This window comes from Methanomassiliicoccales archaeon (assembly GCA_035527755.1).
Classification (GTDB): Archaea; Thermoplasmatota; Thermoplasmata; order Methanomassiliicoccales; family UBA472; genus UBA472.
This window is the reverse complement of the sequence record DATKZX010000007.1, coordinates 1-16,799: the sequence shown is the minus strand read 5'-3', so window position 1 is coordinate 16,799 and position 16,799 is coordinate 1. Positions and strand designations below refer to the sequence as shown.

Sequence of the window (16,799 nt, the reverse complement as noted above, 5' to 3'; positions counted from 1 at the left end):
CCGTACTATCTGGAAGTTCAATCGACCATCCTGTGGAACGGCTTGGGGGGCGATGGTGCGAAACTGTCCTCGCTCTCGAAGGACAGAACGTCAACACCCAGCACCTCCTTGAGCATGGTCCTGATATTGTTCCTGAGCAGCTCGGGGTTGGAGACCACCCTGGCGTTTATGGTCAGCTTTCCCTTCCCTTCGGATAACCGGGAGCCATTGGCGGCGTCTATGGATACCATTCCCCTTACCGAGGACATCTTCAGTGCGTTGCTCTCCGAAGAGAGCATGATCTTGGCGTGTGCGATGTTCCCCTTGGGATATCTTGCCGAGAAACCCTCCAGTATTTTTTTACCTAGGTCGTAGGAGTCGATCCCCTGTCCGAAGTCCAAGACCATCGTTCCATTGTACCATCCCAGCTCGGCCTCCGCCTGAGCGTAGAGATCGTAATCGATGTCCTTTGGTCTCCTGGTGCTCACCACATTGGATGTGACCGCTTCCACGACATCGGCGAACCCTTGCCCGTTGACCGAGGAATGAATGACGATCTCCGCTTCGGGGTTGATCTTCCTCACCATCTCGACCGCCCTTTGCATATCCTCGAGAGAGACCAGGTCGGCTTTGGAAAGTACCACCAGCTCGGCCTCCTCCAGCTGATGCGCCCTAAGGTATCCACTGACCGAATGACGGTCGAACCCTTCCTCCAATATCCGGATGGCGTCCACCATGATGGTCAACGGGGCGACCTCGAACATGTCGGAATATAGTACCTGCAGAGGGGCCACGACCGTGGCCAGGAGGTCTGTGCAGCTCCCCACCGGCTCGGCGATCAACATCTGGGATTTGGAAGTGTCTATAAGTTCTTCCGCCTTGTTTAAGAAAACAGGGAACTGGCAGCAGAAGCACCCTCCGGCCACTTCGCCGGACGTCAGTCCCAACGCCTCTGCGTATTGGGTGTCTACAAGGGAGTCGGCCTGGTCGTTCATTATGATCCCGACGTTCACACCTGACATTTTCAATTCCTTTGCCAGCTTCGTAATGAGGGTCGTTTTTCCGGCCCCCAGGAAGCCCCCTATAATGATCATTCTGACCTTCATCTCGATCCCCTTGACCAATAGCGTCGTTCCCAATAACAATTGTAAGTTATTTAATACTTAATTATTTGATGTTAAAATCAAATATAAATATTTAAAATCCTTAACCTTCCCAAGGCCTTTCTAATGAAGTCGCTGAAGCAGAAGTTCACTGCTGAACTGATCGGCACAATGTTCCTGGTCATCGCTGCGATATCCTCCACCATCCTACCCATTGAGATGTTCGGAGGCGAAATAGCCCTCACGGTATTCATCAACGCCCTGGCGGTTGCGATGGTGCTTTTCGCCCTCATCGAATGCCTGGCCCCGGTCTCCGGCGCCCATTTCAATCCTGCGGTGACCTTGGTGCTCTCCCGAACCGGGGAGATGACCAGGAAGGAGGCCCCATATTACATCATAGCCCAGCTCACGGGTGGGTTGATGGGAGTGGTCATAACCCACATGATGTTCTATGACACCAATTCTGTGGTCCTCACGTTCTCTGAGAACACAATGACCGCTGGACAATACTTCGCTGAGTTCGTGGGAACCTTCATCCTGATAGGGGTCATCTACGGATGCGTGAGGGGCAAGAGCTCCCATACCGGATTGTCCATTGCGTTCGTGGTGGGTGGCATGTTGCTGTCCACCGCCAGCACCATGTTCGCCAATCCAGCCGTGACCTTGGCAAGGATGTTCACCTATGCCATCTGCGGCATCGCTCCATTGAGCGGGCTGGTCTTCATGGCCATGGAGGTTGCCGGCGCGCTATTGGCAATGGTGATCTTCGCTCGTGTGCTATACCCTAAGCGCATGACCGATGAGATCTGTGAACCTGGATATTGTCCGCCGTCCTTGATAAAAATAGAACAATAGTCCATGCTGGGTCCCTCCAGTTCTGAGAGAACCGGATACATCTTTTATCATTTCCACTGAACGGGTGGCAAATGCTAATATAGAGGACGGTTTAATCAATGCTCGAAGGTGCCACTGTTGTTGGACGAAGAGCTGGACCAATCCATCTCCAACGAGATCGTGGAGAAATTGGAATTATTGGAGCGCCAGAACACCGAGCTCTTGGAAGAGGTCAGGAGGGTGGAGGGCGAGAAACGGTATGTGGAGAGCGAGCTCTTTCGACTACAGAAGGAGATCAAGCGCATGCGCTCAGAACTGGAGCGCCTGAAGTCCCCGCCGCTCATCATCGGTTCGATAAAGGACATGCTGATCGACGGTCGCGTCATTGTCAAGAGCTCCACCGGACCGGATTTCATAGTGACCACATCGGAGTACGTTCCGCAAGAGGACATGATAGTGGGAGCACGGGTAGCCCTTAACAAGCAGACCCTAGCAGTGATGTCCGTACTGCCGCAATCCTTGGACCCCATCGTGACCGGCGCCGAGATCATTGATAAGCCGATCATCACATACGAGATGATCGGAGGCCTGGACGACCAGATATTAGAGGTTCGAGAGGCCGTTGAGGATCCGTTACTGCGGCCCGAACTTTACAAACGTGTGGGTATCGAACCGCCCAAGGGCGTGCTGCTGGTAGGACCGCCTGGAACCGGAAAGACCCTCATAGCAAAGGCGGTGGCCAATCACACCAACGCAACTTTCATCCGTTTCGTCGGTTCGGAACTGGTGCAGAAGTATATCGGAGAGGGTGCTAGGCTGGTACGCGAGCTGTTCGAGCTAGCCCGTGAGAAGGCTCCGAGCATCATCTTCATCGACGAACTTGATTCTGTCGGCGCCAAACGTTTGGATGTTGCGACCTCCGGGGACCGAGAGGTACAACGCACCTTGATGCAACTGCTGGCCGAGCTGGATGGCTTCAATCCGTTGGACAATATAAAGATCATCGGGGCGACGAACCGTCCGGACATACTGGACGATGCGCTGCTTCGGCCTGGTCGTTTCGACCGCATCATTGAGATCCCCCTTCCGAACTACGAAGCCAGGCTGGAGATCTTCCGCATCCACACCGGCCGCATGAGCGTTGAGGATGACATCCGCCTAGAAACAATGGCGAGCAAGACCGATCTGGCCACGGGCGCGGACATCAAGTCCATATGCACTGAGGCGGGTATGTTCGCCATCCGTGACAGCCGGGACGTGGTGACCATGTCTGATTTCGAAAGGGCCATAATCAAGGTGCTTGACAACGATTCCCTGAAGTGCACCGAGTCAGGGGTCATGTTCGCCTGAGAAACCATTTTCCCTAACTTCTATTTCCTTTTCCACGGCGAACGAGCCCATATAACCGCATTTGAGGCATCGGTATTTCTGACCAGTGACCATGCCAGCCTCGTAGATCAGATCACCTGAACCGCATTGCGGACAGGTTAGTATCCAGGTCTTCACGGGGTAATCAGGGACCGGAGCGATGATAAATCAATCGCTCGAAAGGTCCTCTCCGCCTTCGAAGGACTGCTGGAGCATGGCGTATATATCCTCCAGTCCGCTCGGCTCTAGGGCGGACGCTGGTACTACCTTCTTGTAAGCACCAATGGTCTCCAGCGCCTTGAACATCTCGATACTGAGCACCACCTTGGAATCGATGGTCCCGGAAAGGGCATCATATAGCGATTCCGGGGATTCTGACCATCCCAGGATGGCCTCGAGTTCCTCCTCCTTCAAAAGATCGCTCTTGGAAAGCACGGTGAAGAAGGGGATGGAGAAGCGGAAGTGCACGGTGGCGGCCAGCATCACCGATGATACGAACCCGGACGGAGACTTGCAGAGGTTGGGATCGGCCAGGAATATGAGGCCGGCGTCCTCCTTGCCCAGCTCCTCCATGATGACCTCGCTGCTCTGCCGGAAAGCGAAGAGCTCGATCTGCCCGGGAGTGTCGACGAGAACGTAATTGGTACGGAACTTTTCCAGGCTCTCGGCCAGGTCCTTGGCGTTTATGGCCATGAGATCAGCGGCAACGATCTGCGCCCCGTTCGGCCCTAGTCCATAGGACTCCATGACATCGTCCACCCTCACCCAATCACGAATGTCCACGTCGGGCTGGTAAGGTATGTTCTCAACACCAGGGTCCAGGTTCACGGTGATGGAATCCAAGCCCTGCAATGTAAGCCATTCCTGAAAAGCGTAGACAAGGGAGCTCTTGCCGCTGCCGGCGGTGCCCACGAAGTAGATGAAGCGCATAAGTAAACCTCAAGACGAGCCGCCTTATCATGCTTCCCCTTTCACCGGGTAAACCGGTCCAAGGCTTTTACCAGTGCCTTGACCTTTTCTGATTGTTCCTTGGCCGTTTCTTTCACCAGGCGTCGGTCCTGGCGCCCTTCTGGAAGGTGTTTCACCCCCCGATAGCTGGTCCGCAGGTGATCGTCCAGTTTCATCATCTCGTCCTTAAGTGCGGTGATCTCCTGCTTGGAAACACCACTGAGCTTTCCAGCCCCCAATTTTCTCTGCAGCTTGGTCAATCGGCGCAGGCTGTCGTCCATATTCTCCCCCACATTGTTGACGTAAGCCCTTTGGGCCGCCTCCCTTATCGGAGATGGAAAGCCCCCCATGGCCACCTGGAGCTGCACGATGACACTTTGCACCTGGCAAATGTGGAGGTCCAGCTCTTCGATGACGCCCGACCCCTCGTCCCTTCCGCCATGATCATCCTTAAACGAACCCAAGAGCCCCATGTGCATCCAGCTATCATCATGCGGATAGATGAAAATTGAGGTCCGTCATGCCCTGTCGATGTATGAAAGACTTAGGGAATCCCCTAAGCCTGGAAAAACGTGTCAATGTTCTTCGTATACGACGTCGGATCAAGCGTTCGAGCCGTAACGGGTGCGTTGAAGGGTGGCCTCGCCGATTATATCGTGGTTGCAATGCTTCTTCAACTGCTTCGCGGCCTCTTGTCTGGTCGACCCAGAGAAGGTCTTTCCACAGGTTTTGCAGGTTACATCTACCATAGGAGTTACCCCATGTAATAGTTCCTTTTACAAGCCTTTTATATTTTGGTATTTAACAACCAGGATGTTCTAAGGTTCTGTCAGATCGTCATCCGTCGAAGGTTATCTGATCTCTGGATTCCAACTTTAACTTGGGCATCCTCGGACCCTGCCGCGCCCTGGCCAAACGATCGTAGGCTTCCAGCCCTCCGGCCTCGATGAGGATCTTCCGACCTCTTTCCTTTTGAGCCGCCATGCTGATGTTCACGCGCTCCATGGAACCGGGGGCGATGGTGTGTAGAAGGTCCAATGAGGCCTTGAGGCCGTAAGGAAGCGATTCCATTCTCATCATCGTTCCCGGGACCGCGTTGAACCAGTTCCCGATGGAATCCTCACCGAGCTTGGTGATGGTCGTACCGGTGGCCGCCTGCCACTCTGCCTCGGGACCGACATTGGCCACCAGCCATTCTCCGTCCACGAGAACCTCGCCTTCCCCCTCCAGGACGAAGTACCCCAATGAATCGTACCATTTCTTTATGAACGGGTCCGGCTGGATCACCACATCGTACCAGCTCCGGATCATGTTCATGGCGAAGATCTTGTACCGTGCCTTTATTCCAGCGCATCGGCATAATGCGATGAAGGCGGTTATGAGGTGGAAGCAGGTCCCGCTGCCGCGCATTAAGGTCTCCCGCACATCGTTGATCTGGCGCTCCTCCAGCAGCATCCTCTCTTTGACGAAATGATAGGCATTCTCGGTGAACTGGCGGTCCGAGACCTGGAACGCCCCGAGCTCGTGAGCGATGGCCACCACGACAGGGTCGTGCGGATCGCAGAACAGTGTGGGCCGCAGGTATTTCTCCCTGGAACTGCAGGACCTCATTCCTTCCTTGAAAACGGGAACTTCATACTGTCTGGCCGGACGGTTGTATCTCTCACCGTCCGCCGGAACCACCCTCAACCTTCGCAGCTCCCGCATGTTCAGCAGGATGACCTTGGAAAGGGAGAGGCCACCATTTACCATGAGCCGGAGGTAGGCTCGCTGCGGCATGTACCCGTTGGACTTGATCTCAGCTAGCGTCGTCACTCCGTCACCTCTTCATGTCCACGGAGATGATCTTCCGTACCTCTTCCGCGCAACCGCGCGATTCTTTCCCCGGTACCCTGGTCACTCCCGGTTCCAGCACCGGCCCCGGTCGCCCGCAGACCGGGCATCTCTCCAGTAAGCGCACCCTATCGTTGGTGATTATGAACCCAGGATAGCTGTACATGGTACCGTCCAAGAAGGCGAACCGTCCCAGCTTGCCGTATCCCAATGGTCGATAGGAATCGTCAAGCACCATGGGGTATACGTAGCAATTGGGGATGTGCAGGTAATGCCCCTCGGGGCATTGCGTCAACCAGACGTTCCCCTCCACCATGCCATAGAGATCAATGACGTTCTTCGGCTTGATGCCCAGCACCGATTCCACATCCTTACGGAATTCGCTTTCGGGCATCCGCTGGTCCTCGTGCAACTTCCAGCCGCCCCCGGTGAGCACCGCACCGCGGTCCCCAAGGTCAAAGGAACGACCCTGCTCCTTTAGCTTCTTGATGGTGGAAAATAGGAGGAAAGGCGCGCCGACGAAGGCCATCCCCTTGCCTTCCTTATCGTTCTGTTCTATCCAGGAGATGATGTCGTCGATGGTCTTACGGCTCCGCTTCTTGGAGATGTACTTGATCATCCTCCCCTTCACCCCCTTCCCATCGCCCATGGTGAGCCGGATGAGCTCGGTGTCGATCTTGCGGTCGACCGCCGATTCCACCTCGTTCATAATGTCATAGAATATGGTGGCCAGCTTTCCGGCGAACAGATTGGTCTTGAAAGGGTTCGGGAGCAGCAGATAACCGTTCATCCGGGGGTTCCAGGTGGGGCAGAACATGGCGGCCACGCCCTTGGCCATGGCGTACTCGTTCATATCGAAGCTGCGCTTGTCCCGGGGCGTGAAGGTATGACGTCCACCGGTCCCGCTGCTGAAGAGCACGAACAAGCCCGCGTCGTTGAAGGCGCTGACCACCTGATCGGCACTGGGGTTCGTTCCCTTGATCCGGATCTGCGGCAGTTCACCGGTGTACAGATTGCCCAGCCAAAGGGCGAAATCCTTGCCGGTCGGACAGTCCTTGAAGAACTCGTTGGGGATGAGCGGGATCTTGCTCAGGTCCTCGTAAGCTTTTATGTCCTCCGGCCCGACCCCGGCCTCCTGGCAGAAGTCGTGGTACATCCGGTTATGATGGTAATGACGATCGAACTGGAACTTGACCGCTTTGAAACATAGGTCGTTGGCCTCTTCCGTCGGCACCCGATAAGGGTCGGTAGGACCGTATAATGCCTGTTCCGGTGGTCCCCAGGAAGAGCGTTCCGGGACATACCTCGATACCAGTGTCTCGAACTCGCTTATGTATTCGGCATATCCCATCGCAGTTCCCATACCGAACCAATAATTAAAGTTTACAGGTTGGTTCGAATTCCTGCGAAGCACTCAGTTCGTTTGCTCAGGAATAATTCGTTCCCTTGGCATGAAAGGCGCTGAACGATCCATAAGATGCTGTCAATCGAAGGTGATCTCTCCCTTGTTCTCCAACTCCATCTTGGGCATCTTGACCGTTTTGGCCCGCGTCAAGGCGTCGTAGGCCTCCGGGCCTCCGATGTCGGCGATGATCCTGTCGCCATCGGTGCTCAGCTTGACCACGTTGAGATTGACCCTCTCCACTGAACCCGGTGCTATGGATATCATGAGCTGCCCCATGATGGCCAGTCCGTAAGGCAGGGATTCGGTGACCATCACCGTACCCGGGACCGCCTCGAACCAGTCGCCCAGGGAGGTCTCTCCCAACTTGCTGATGCCGTTGCCCACGGAGGCCTGCCAGCCGGCGTCAGGACCGACCACCGCCATCACCCATTCCCCGTCCAGCATGATCTCCACCTCCGCTTCCAGCAGGAAATAGCCGAGCGAATCGTACCACCTCTGCATGAAGGAGTCCGCCCCCAGCATCCTATGGTACCAGGAGGCGATCATGCTCATGGCGAAGATCTTGTACCTCGCCCTTATTCCAGCGCAGCGGCATAGCGCGATCAGCACGCCGGCCAGATGGAAACAGGTACCGGTCCCCCGCTCCAGGGTCTCCCCGACCCCGCAGAGCGGGACGTATTCGACGCGCATGAGCTCTTTAACCAGATGGTGCGCCCTTTCCACGAAGATGCGGTCCGGAACCTGGAAGGCACCGATCTCATGGGCCATGGCCACGATCCGCGGGTCGTTGGGGTCGCATTGCAAGGTGGGACGCAGGTACTTCTCATCGGAACGAACGCTCTTCATCCCCTCCTCATACCTAGGAAGCTGGTACATCCTGGTGGGACGTACGTATCGCTCCTGATCCTCATGAACGACGCGCATGCGCATCACCTCGGGCAGATGGAAGGCGCTGACCTTGAGCACCGAGAGCACGCCCTTGACCATCAAGCGCACGAACGGGGTGTGCGGAATGTATTCCCGTTCCTTCATCTCTCTGAACGATACCATTTTACACCCCTCCCACGTCGGCGGCCATCATCCTGCGCACTTCCTCACCGCAGCCTCTCATCTCCTGTCCGGCCATGCGGGTGATCCCCGGCTCCAGCACCGGCCCGGGACGGTCACAGTGGGGGCAATGTTCCAGCATTCGAACCTTGTCGTTGGTCACGATGAACCCGGGGTAGCTTCCCATGGAACCGTCTAAAAAGGCGAAGCGCCCGTGCTTCCCGTAACCCACGTTCTGGTTCGAACCGTCCAGCACCATCGGGTGCAGGTACGATGTAGGAATGTGGAGATGGTGACCTTCAGGGCATTGCATCATCCAGCCGTTGCCCTCTACCATGCCGTAGAGGTCCAGACAGGCCTCGGGGGGGATGCCCAACATCTCCTCGACATCCTTGCGGAACTCGCTTTCGGGAATGCGCTGGTCCTCGTGCATCTTCCATCCGCCCCCGGTGAGAACCGCGCCCCGATCACCCAGCTTGTAGGTCTTTCCTCGTTCCTTCAGCTCGTTAAGCACCGAATGCAGCAGGAACGGGACACCGACCAGGGCGATCCTCTCCTTTTCCTTGGAGCGTCGGTCGATCCATGCCATGATCTTTTCCACCGATCGCTGATGGCTCTTGCTTAAGACATATTTCGTCAAACGGTCCTTGATGCCATCACCCTGGGCCATGGTCATGCGCACCGTCTCGGTGTTCACCTCGCGGTCGATGGCCACCTCCACGTCCTTCATGATGTCGTAGAAGATCGTCCCCAGCCTTCCAGCGAAGAGATTGGTCTTGAACGGATTGGGCATCAGAAGGAATCCACGCATCTTAGGGTCCCATCGGGGGAAGAACATGGAGACCGCCCCCTTGGCCAGGGAGTACTCGTTGGAGAAGAAGCTCTTCATGTCCCGCGGTATGAACGTGTGCCGGCCGCTGGTGCCACTGCTGTAAGCGACGGCCATGCCTGCGGAGTTGAAGGAATCGATGACCTCGTCGTGGGTGGGGTTCTTTGGCTTGATATGCACCCGGGGAAGCTCCCCGGTGTACATATTGGCCAGCCAGAGAGCGAAGTCCCTGCCGGATGGATACGTTTTAAAGAAATCACTGGAGACTACGGGCAACTGGTCCAGGTCCTCGACGGTACGCAGAGATTCTGGGGTGAACTTCGTCTCCAGGCAATAGTTGCGATAGGTCTTGTTGGAGGCGTAGTGCCTGGTGAACTGGTATTTTACCGCCTTGAAACGCATATCGTCCGCTTCCTTCTTTTCCAGGCGGAAGTAGTCGGATGGCCCGTAGACCGCATGTTCCGAAGGGGTCCAGCCTTCAGGTCTTGGAATATAACGAGCTGTTGATGACTCAAAATTGCGGATGTAATCGGTATATTCCATTTAGAGACCGGACGGAGTGCCTATTATAAAGATATCGTCAACATCGCATGAGGTCCGACGATGGACGCTGACACAGACCATTTCTTTGAGCGGCGTGACCTTCATGCTGTCCATTATCTCCTTCATTCATGAGCGCACCACCGGAACCCTCGCCAGGCTACTTTCCACGCCAGTGACGGAGGGGGAGGTGGTGATGGGGTACGTCGTCGCGTTCGGCTTCATCGGGCTGATCCAGTCCATGATGGTGATGGCGACCGCCCTTCTGCTCTTCAACGTGCAGGTGGAGAGATCGCTCCTGCTGGTGTTGCTGACCATATTCCTGCTGGGGGTGGGGATGCAGGGGCTCGGTTTCCTCCTGTCCGCCAACGCCAGAACGGAGTTCCAGGCCATACAGTTCATCCCGCTGATACTGTTCCCTTCGATGCTGCTGTCCGGGGTCTTCTGGCCCGTTCAAGCGGTGCCGGAGGTGCTGAGGCCCATCTCCTACTTCCTGCCGCTAACCTACGCCGTGGATGGCGCGCGTTCGGTCATGGTAAGGGGCTGGGGCCTGGAACATATCTGGCCGGACCTAGCGTTACTGACGCTGTTCGCCGTGGCCATGCTCCTATTGAGCGTTCTGTTGATGAAACGCAGGAGATAGATCGGAAAATTGATAGACCAGGAAATGGAACGCCTCTGAAGTAATTTTATGATTAATAATAATTAACCAGTGTTAACTAACGGATCAAATTAATTTTATTAAATTGAGCCAGTCATGGCATTTTGTAATTATTATATTTGATTGATATTAATAATATTTATTACATATTTTTACAATTGTATTATATAATTAATACGTAAATAATAAATAAATGGTGTAATGACCATGGTTGATTTAGTAGCAGAACTGGAAAATGTGCTGGAATCGATAATCGATGCCATTCCAGCCGTTATAGCTGCGATAATCGTACTGATAATTGGCTATTTTATCGGTACGCTTGTTGGTAAGGCAGTGAACAAGATCGTTCAACGGATGGGTGTTGAGAGGACCTTTGATCAAACCACGACAGGCAGGGCATTCAGATCGGCGGGTTTGGACCTATCGAATTTTATAGGCGGTGTCGTGAGGGCATTCATTGTTATCCTTGCCGTGGTCCTGGCGATAGAAATACTGGCCTTGGGAGGCGCACTTGGTAACTATTTGACTGATGTGGCGGCATATCTCCCTAGATTACTGGCTGGCATACTGATAATTATATTGGGCACGGTGTTCGTCGAGGTCCTTACCAGCTTCATCGGTAAGATAATAAGTCCCATGTTTCCGGAGGCGAAGGTCGAGATCGCCGACATGCTCAAGAACCTACTGTTCATCGGCTTGATCGCCTTCATACTCCTGCTGGCCCTGGACACGATGCTCTTGTCTGGAGAAACCGTCTACCCGTTGATACTGGGCTTCGTGATAATCGGTGCGGGCATATTATTGACCGATGCGCTGATCAAATCTGTGACCGACGATCACGTCGAGTTCAAAGAGGTCGCGGGATATGCGAAGTTCGTGCTGTACTCCATCTTCCTGATAATCGGTGCGGGCGCGATCTTTGCAATGTTCCCTGGCGTCACCAACATCATCGCCAACATCTCCTGGGCCTTTGCGATAGCGCTTGGTATAATGTTGATACCGGTCGCTTTCGCCTTGACGAAGAAGATGACGAAACTATGAGCAAACCTTTTATCCCTTTTTTTCTTTTTTTAGAAATTTTGTTTACCCAGATGGCGTTCCAAACTATGCGAAATAACCTCCATTGAGCGGGATTGAAATTCGGCTGCGTAATAACGAGCAAGAAGAGAGAAATACCTTTAATTTGGAGACATGTCGATAGGGGTTGGACATGGACGAGATGGACTTGCTCATCATCAAGGAGCTGGCCGTAGATCCGCGGTTACCGTATAGTGACCTTGCCGATCGCCTATCGTTGTCCATCAATGGCACGCACAAACGCACCCAGCAATTGATCGCCAAAGGGATCATCGCGGGATTCAGGACCCGCCTGAGCCCCCTCCTTACCGGTGGGAGCACCATGGAGCTTTATGGCCGGTCGCTCTCCACGGACCTGTCAGCGACGATGGACCAGATAGGCGCGCATGACTGCACTGCTCGCATAATCGCCACGGGAGGTCAGTTCCTATACGTGGTTGGCCAGGTGCGCTCCAATGAGGATATCCCAACATATCAATCGTTCGTGAGGGATGTCGGCAAGATCGATGACCTGAAGACCCTGGGGATGTTCACTGCCGGGGAGCCTCCGACCAAGGACCCACTTAGCAAGCTAGATTATCGGATCATCCGAGCTCTTTCATTGGACTGCCGGCGCCCCCTGCAAGACGTGGCGGCCGAGTTAGGTTCTACCGCCAAGACCGTGAAGCGACGACTGGAGAGCATGGTATCTAACAGGATGGTGTACTACACTATCGACCTGGTCCTCTGCTCGTCGGGTGACCTTATTTCTATAGTGCATGCCAAGCTGCGTCCCGATCGGCAATTGAAGGACGTTATACCGTCCATGATCAATCGGAAGGACCCTCACCTTCTCGGTATCTCTGCCTCGAACTTGGAACCTAACCTCATGTTCTTCTCCATCTGGGCCAGCGACCTCAAGGAGCTGAGGGAGGTGGAAAAAGGTCTGAACGAAAACGGCGATTTTGATTCGTTATACTCGAACCTGTATTATGATATGAGGCTCTACCAGACCTGGAGCGAAAAATTGATCGCCAAGCGGTCCGCGTGACTGGCATCCACCCGACGAACTTTTCATCCGCCGGAAAGGGGACGAACGGGTCATTTTTCGGTTAAAAAACGACAGAATGCTCCGGGTAAAGGGAACGTGGCCTTAAGATGACCGGACCGGTTCGACGGCCGATAATTCGGTGAGAACATGGATTCGATCATAATCGAGAACTTGGTAAAGAAGTACGGACCGACCATGGCGGTGGACCACGTCAACCTTACGGTGGAGGAGGGAACGGTGTTCGGGCTGATCGGTCCTAACGGAGCAGGCAAATCGACCATAATACGATCCATTCTGGGGTTGATACCTTATGAGAGCGGCAATGTCCTGGTATCTGGAACGGACATGCGTAACGCAAATGCGCAAAGGAAGCTCAAGGTGGGTTACCTGCCTCAGAAGGCCGCGTTCCAGGAATGGAGAACGACCGAACAGGCCCTCCAGATACTAGGACGCTTGTCGGGCCTTAAGGGGGACCGACTTAAAAGCAGGATAGAAGAGGTGCTCGAACAACTGGGCATCGAGGAGTATCGGGACAGAAAGGTCAGCAAGCTCTCCGGGGGGACCATCCAGAAGCTTGGCTTCGCCCAGGCCATCCTCCATGAGCCTTCGGTCCTGGTGCTCGACGAGCCCATGGCCTCGTTGGACCCGGCCAGCCGCTTCCAGTTCAAGAAGATGATCAAGGAACTGAGCGATTCTGGAACCACGGTCCTGTTCTCATCTCATATCCTCTCCGACATCGAGGACCTTGTCGATTCGGTCGGGCTCCTGCAGAGCGGCAAGGTCCGCTACTCGGGACCGATCAGCGGTCTGGAAAAGAAGGCCGCTCTCCGCTCCGAACTAGTGGTGGAACTAGCGGACGAGCGCGGCGAATGGAGGTCAGTGAACCTGCCGGGAGTGGACATCAGTCAGCCCTCTCCCGGTTACCTGCTCATGCACATCGACGACCCCGAGCGGTGGGACGCGACCGTGCCGAAGATCGTGGAAGCACTGGTGCGAGCGGGGTGCAACATACGATCGTTCAACCGCCACAACCCTAAGCTGGAGGACATCTACATGGCTTACGTGGGGGGATCGAATTGAGCCTTGCCTTGCTCATCAAGGACGAGATGAACGGCTTCTACCGTTCCAAGGCGATGCTGGCCCTCTTCATCGGCATGCCATTGGTCGCAATGCTACTGTACTTCCTCACCCCCGACCTTGAGGGCATGCCAATTGGGGCGTTCACCGCGTTGATGATATCATCGATGGCTGGTCTCCTCGCCTCGACCACGCTTGCGGTGAGCTTGATCAACGAGCGTTCCAACGGTGTATACGACCTCTTCCTGGTCAGGCCGGTCAGGCGGTCCCACATACTGCTGGCGAAATACGTTGCGGTGGTCGCATGCGTGATGATCGCCGCGGCCTTGGCACTATTACTGGCCAACGGTTACGATTGGTTCAATCAAGGGGCGGTGGAATTGACGGCGCTCGGAGAACCGATGTTGGTGACCATTACCATGGCATGTGTGTCATGCGCAGTTGCAGTGCTGGTCGGAAGCCTCCTAAAATCGGTCCTGGCAGGAGTGATCTTGACAATTTACGGAGGAAACCAGGTGTCTGCTGTCATCGTCCTGACGTCACTGCAGAACATCATGTCCATCGAAGCGGCGGCGATCATCGGGTTAACGATCTCAGCGATCGTTCTTTGCGTGGCATTGGTGGTGTTCAACCGTAAGTTGAACAGTTGAACGCACCCCAATAAACTTCTTAGGATATCGAGGAGGCCCGGGACCTGACACGGGTCGGTACCTGCCTCCTCCCCCTATTGAATAATCAATGAGGGGGAGAGAACTCCTCATTCGATCGAACCGCGTAGAAAAATGTCTCGATGAAATTTGTGGTGCTCCCGTCAGGATTCGAATCCGAGTCGAAGTCCCCGAGAAGACCCCCCCCCTCAACCGGTCCTTCATCATCCTTGCGACAGAATAGGCGAAGATACTAGGTGATACAATGATGAGGGATCTGATCAGTGCGTTTGACGATATCAGTGAACGTTCCTCTAACTTAATTATCAATATATAAATATATAAATTATATTCGATCATATCGATCGTACCAGTTCCGTGCCGTTGATCGAAGAGGGCACTTTGGATATGAGTGATCGTGTCAGATTGAAAAATGGCAATCGTTCTATATGCACACCAGCATAATTATTCGGGAATCGTTCCCTAGAAGGTACTCTTATGAAGGTGAAATTTAGGATTTTTTCAGTTGTATTCATTACCTTGTTTCTGTTGCTCGGCGCGTTGTCATCGGTCGGTGTTCACGCCGAGCCAACAACAGGAACATGGGACGATGGTCTGGCGGTCCAAAAGGATGTGAACAACGGTGACTACCCGTTCGTGGCCCAATCGTCGAACGGGAACAAGATCATGGTGTGGATTGAGACCGATTCCATGTCTGATCATTACCTAAGCTTCTCAATGTATTCGTCGATGACCGGCTGGAGCTGGCCTGGAGTTCTGGCCAGTGGTGGCACGTTGGCCTACCCCCAGGTTGGCATGAACGATAACGGCAGTGCGATAGTCTGCTGGGTCGGAAACTCCGGGGAGGACCACGTCTACTCCCGTGCATACGTCCCTGGGATCGGATGGGGGGACACTTTCGATCATGGCGAGACCGATTCGACTGATTGGAGACAGTTTCGATTATCGATGAACGGAGATGGGGATGCCATACTTGCCCATGCGTCTCTATCGAACAGTACGCGCAGCGTGGAGGTGTGGACATACAACGCTGGAGAAGGATGGGAGACCGGTCCAGAGGTACTGGAGACCGTTCCAATCACTGAGGGCATTAATGCAATCTATGTAACGCTCAGCGATTCCGGTCGCGCCGCGGCGATCTGGCAGCAAATCGATGCCGATTATCATGTGATGGTCTCTACCAGGACCATCGCCGGGGCGTGGGGATTACCGACAGAGATCGACATCAACGATCTGATGACCCTATGGCTCCGTGTTGGGATCGATGATTCGTCGGGAGAGTTCATGACCACATACCTGAAGAGCGTGGGGTCGGACGATATCGTCTATTACAGTATCACCGAGGACGGTAACTGGTCTACACCATCGCCGGTGCCCGGTATGAACAACACCGATAGTTGGAACCAGAACATGGTCATGAACCAGGATGGCACGGCCATGGTTGTGACCACGGATTACAACAACCCCAACTTTTCCGTCAACGCCACCATGTACGTCAATGGTGAATGGACCCCGGTGACCTCCATTGCAACCAATCTCACTGGACTTTTCTATCCAGAGATAGCTATTGATGAAATTGGCAGGGCGGTAGCGACGTTCAACATCGAGAACGACCGGGTCGCAGCCGTTTATACACCGGAAGATGGATGGACGGAGGCCATACCGGTCGAAATGAACGCTGCGGGAAGCTCATATTCGGTCGGAACGGTCAGCCTAGAATCCGGCTCCATCCTGATCGGTTATCCGGTATATTCCACCAACAATGTGATCTGGGCCAGTTCATATGAGTTCCCGGACATGACACCGCCGTCGCTAAATGTCGATCAGGCCAGTGGAAGCGAGACAGATAGACCTCTCTTCGAGATCACTGGGACGACCGATCCGGGCGCCCAGGTCGATGTGAACGGTAAACTTGCGTTGGTCTCCAGCTCCGGTGAGTTCTCAATACTGGTCGAGCTTTCGGCCGGTCCGAACTCCTGGGTCGTTACCGCCACCGATGACGCCGGCAATAACGCCACCCAGACCATAATGGTCACCTACAACGACCCATTACCGGGATTGGAGGAGCAGATAGGCGATGCAGAGGACCAGATAGTAGACCTGCAGGACCAGATCGATTCTCAGCAGGGCACGGTCGATCAGTTGCAGACAGATCTGGATGCGGCGAACGACAAGATTGCCAGCGTGGAATCGACATCCTTGATGTTAGGCATCCTGGGCATCGTTGGCCTGGTCATAGCGATCGTGGCACTGGTGATGGTGTTCTTGCGCAGGAAGGCTTGAGCGTCGCCCATAAACCCCTTCCCCCAATTTTTTATTTCATCCATAGAAGGATGCCAGCATCGATGCGAACGATTCTGGTAGGCAGTTATCTGAGGCGAGGGGGCAGAGATCGACCGA

At 54.5% G+C, this 16,799-nt stretch carries 17 protein-coding genes; 8 read left to right on the top strand and 9 right to left on the bottom strand.

Annotated features, from left to right (window positions below):
• Positions 1-17 precede the first annotated feature (17 nt).
• On the bottom strand, positions 18-1,124 hold the full coding sequence (locus VMW85_02660) for a GTP-binding protein (GenBank protein HUT26934.1): 1,107 nt from the start codon (positions 1,122-1,124) through the stop codon (positions 18-20).
• Positions 1,125-1,208: 84 nt separating this feature from the next.
• Here VMW85_02660 and VMW85_02655 point away from each other — a divergent pair, with 84 nt between their 5' ends.
• Together VMW85_02655 and VMW85_02650 are read left to right on the top strand one after the other, a co-directional pair.
• Positions 1,209-1,937 carry an MIP/aquaporin family protein gene (locus VMW85_02655; protein HUT26933.1) on the top strand — a complete coding sequence of 243 codons (729 nt, stop codon included), beginning with the start codon at positions 1,209-1,211 and terminating at the stop codon, positions 1,935-1,937.
• Between the two features lie 120 nt (positions 1,938-2,057).
• Positions 2,058-3,266 carry a proteasome-activating nucleotidase gene (locus VMW85_02650; protein HUT26932.1) on the top strand — a complete coding sequence of 403 codons (1,209 nt, stop codon included), beginning with the start codon at positions 2,058-2,060 and terminating at the stop codon, positions 3,264-3,266.
• On the opposite strand, the gene VMW85_02645 is transcribed toward VMW85_02650, so the two are convergent.
• The 8 genes from VMW85_02645 to VMW85_02610 all read right to left on the bottom strand — a co-directional run bounded on the left by VMW85_02645 (position 3,246) and on the right by VMW85_02610 (position 9,889).
• Positions 3,246-3,422 (bottom strand): hypothetical protein, encoded by a 177-nt coding sequence (locus VMW85_02645; GenBank protein HUT26931.1) that lies wholly within the window; start codon positions 3,420-3,422, stop codon positions 3,246-3,248. The two genes, VMW85_02650 and VMW85_02645, sit on opposite strands and share 21 nt — an antisense overlap.
• Positions 3,423-3,452: 30 nt before the next feature.
• A complete protein-coding gene (locus VMW85_02640) occupies positions 3,453-4,214 on the bottom strand; it encodes an ATP/GTP-binding protein (protein ID HUT26930.1) in 762 nt (253 codons plus the stop codon).
• 41 nt (positions 4,215-4,255) lie between these two features.
• Complete coding sequence (locus tag VMW85_02635) at positions 4,256-4,696, bottom strand: hypothetical protein (protein ID HUT26929.1); 441 nt, start codon at positions 4,694-4,696, stop codon at positions 4,256-4,258.
• A gap of 138 nt (positions 4,697-4,834) precedes the next feature.
• Positions 4,835-4,981, bottom strand: coding sequence for a hypothetical protein (locus VMW85_02630; GenBank protein ID HUT26928.1), 147 nt, complete (start codon positions 4,979-4,981; stop codon positions 4,835-4,837).
• 88 nt (positions 4,982-5,069) lie between these two features.
• Positions 5,070-6,047 (bottom strand): transglutaminase family protein, encoded by a 978-nt coding sequence (locus VMW85_02625; protein HUT26927.1) that lies wholly within the window; start codon positions 6,045-6,047, stop codon positions 5,070-5,072.
• A gap of 4 nt (positions 6,048-6,051) precedes the next feature.
• Positions 6,052-7,416: a hypothetical protein gene (locus VMW85_02620; protein ID HUT26926.1), complete on the bottom strand. Its 1,365-nt coding sequence runs from the start codon at positions 7,414-7,416 to the stop codon at positions 6,052-6,054.
• A gap of 132 nt (positions 7,417-7,548) precedes the next feature.
• Entirely contained in the window at positions 7,549-8,520 is a 972-nt protein-coding gene (locus VMW85_02615; protein HUT26925.1) for a transglutaminase family protein, read from the bottom strand.
• A 1-nt stretch (position 8,521) separates the two neighbouring features.
• On the bottom strand, positions 8,522-9,889 hold the full coding sequence (locus VMW85_02610) for a hypothetical protein (protein HUT26924.1): 1,368 nt from the start codon (positions 9,887-9,889) through the stop codon (positions 8,522-8,524).
• Positions 9,890-9,905: 16 nt separating this feature from the next.
• Here VMW85_02610 and VMW85_02605 point away from each other — a divergent pair, with 16 nt between their 5' ends.
• The 6 genes from VMW85_02605 (at position 9,906) to VMW85_02580 (ending at position 16,682) form a co-directional block, all read left to right on the top strand.
• Complete coding sequence (locus VMW85_02605) at positions 9,906-10,529, top strand: ABC transporter permease (protein ID HUT26923.1); 624 nt, start codon at positions 9,906-9,908, stop codon at positions 10,527-10,529.
• Positions 10,530-10,754: 225 nt separating this feature from the next.
• A complete protein-coding gene (locus VMW85_02600; protein HUT26922.1) occupies positions 10,755-11,588 on the top strand; it encodes a hypothetical protein in 834 nt (277 codons plus the stop codon).
• A gap of 169 nt (positions 11,589-11,757) precedes the next feature.
• Positions 11,758-12,654 carry an AsnC family transcriptional regulator gene (locus tag VMW85_02595; GenBank protein HUT26921.1) on the top strand — a complete coding sequence of 299 codons (897 nt, stop codon included), beginning with the start codon at positions 11,758-11,760 and terminating at the stop codon, positions 12,652-12,654.
• Between the two features lie 147 nt (positions 12,655-12,801).
• Positions 12,802-13,734, top strand: coding sequence for an ABC transporter ATP-binding protein (locus VMW85_02590; protein HUT26920.1), 933 nt, complete (start codon positions 12,802-12,804; stop codon positions 13,732-13,734).
• A complete protein-coding gene (locus tag VMW85_02585) occupies positions 13,731-14,381 on the top strand; it encodes an ABC transporter permease subunit (GenBank protein HUT26919.1) in 651 nt (216 codons plus the stop codon). Before VMW85_02590 ends, VMW85_02585 begins: the two co-directional genes overlap by 4 nt.
• Before the next feature lie 537 nt (positions 14,382-14,918).
• A complete protein-coding gene (locus VMW85_02580) occupies positions 14,919-16,682 on the top strand; it encodes a hypothetical protein (protein ID HUT26918.1) in 1,764 nt (587 codons plus the stop codon).
• Positions 16,683-16,799 lie beyond the last annotated feature (117 nt).

Excerpts from the sequence above, each read along its gene's own strand:
- VMW85_02615 (HUT26925.1), bottom strand. The coding sequence starts at position 8,520 with ATGGTATCGTTCAGAGAGATGAAGGAACGGGAATACATTCCGCACACC.
- VMW85_02595 (HUT26921.1), top strand. The coding sequence starts at position 11,758 with ATGGACGAGATGGACTTGCTCATCATCAAGGAGCTGGCCGTAGATCCG.
- VMW85_02600 (HUT26922.1), top strand. The coding sequence starts at position 10,755 with ATGGTTGATTTAGTAGCAGAACTGGAAAATGTGCTGGAATCGATAATC.
- VMW85_02640 (HUT26930.1), bottom strand. The coding sequence starts at position 4,214 with ATGCGCTTCATCTACTTCGTGGGCACCGCCGGCAGCGGCAAGAGCTCC.
- VMW85_02655 (HUT26933.1), top strand. The coding sequence starts at position 1,209 with ATGAAGTCGCTGAAGCAGAAGTTCACTGCTGAACTGATCGGCACAATG.
- VMW85_02630 (HUT26928.1), bottom strand. The coding sequence starts at position 4,981 with ATGGTAGATGTAACCTGCAAAACCTGTGGAAAGACCTTCTCTGGGTCG.
- VMW85_02620 (HUT26926.1), bottom strand. The coding sequence starts at position 7,416 with ATGGGATATGCCGAATACATAAGCGAGTTCGAGACACTGGTATCGAGG.
- VMW85_02610 (HUT26924.1), bottom strand. The coding sequence starts at position 9,889 with ATGGAATATACCGATTACATCCGCAATTTTGAGTCATCAACAGCTCGT.
- VMW85_02590 (HUT26920.1), top strand. The coding sequence starts at position 12,802 with ATGGATTCGATCATAATCGAGAACTTGGTAAAGAAGTACGGACCGACC.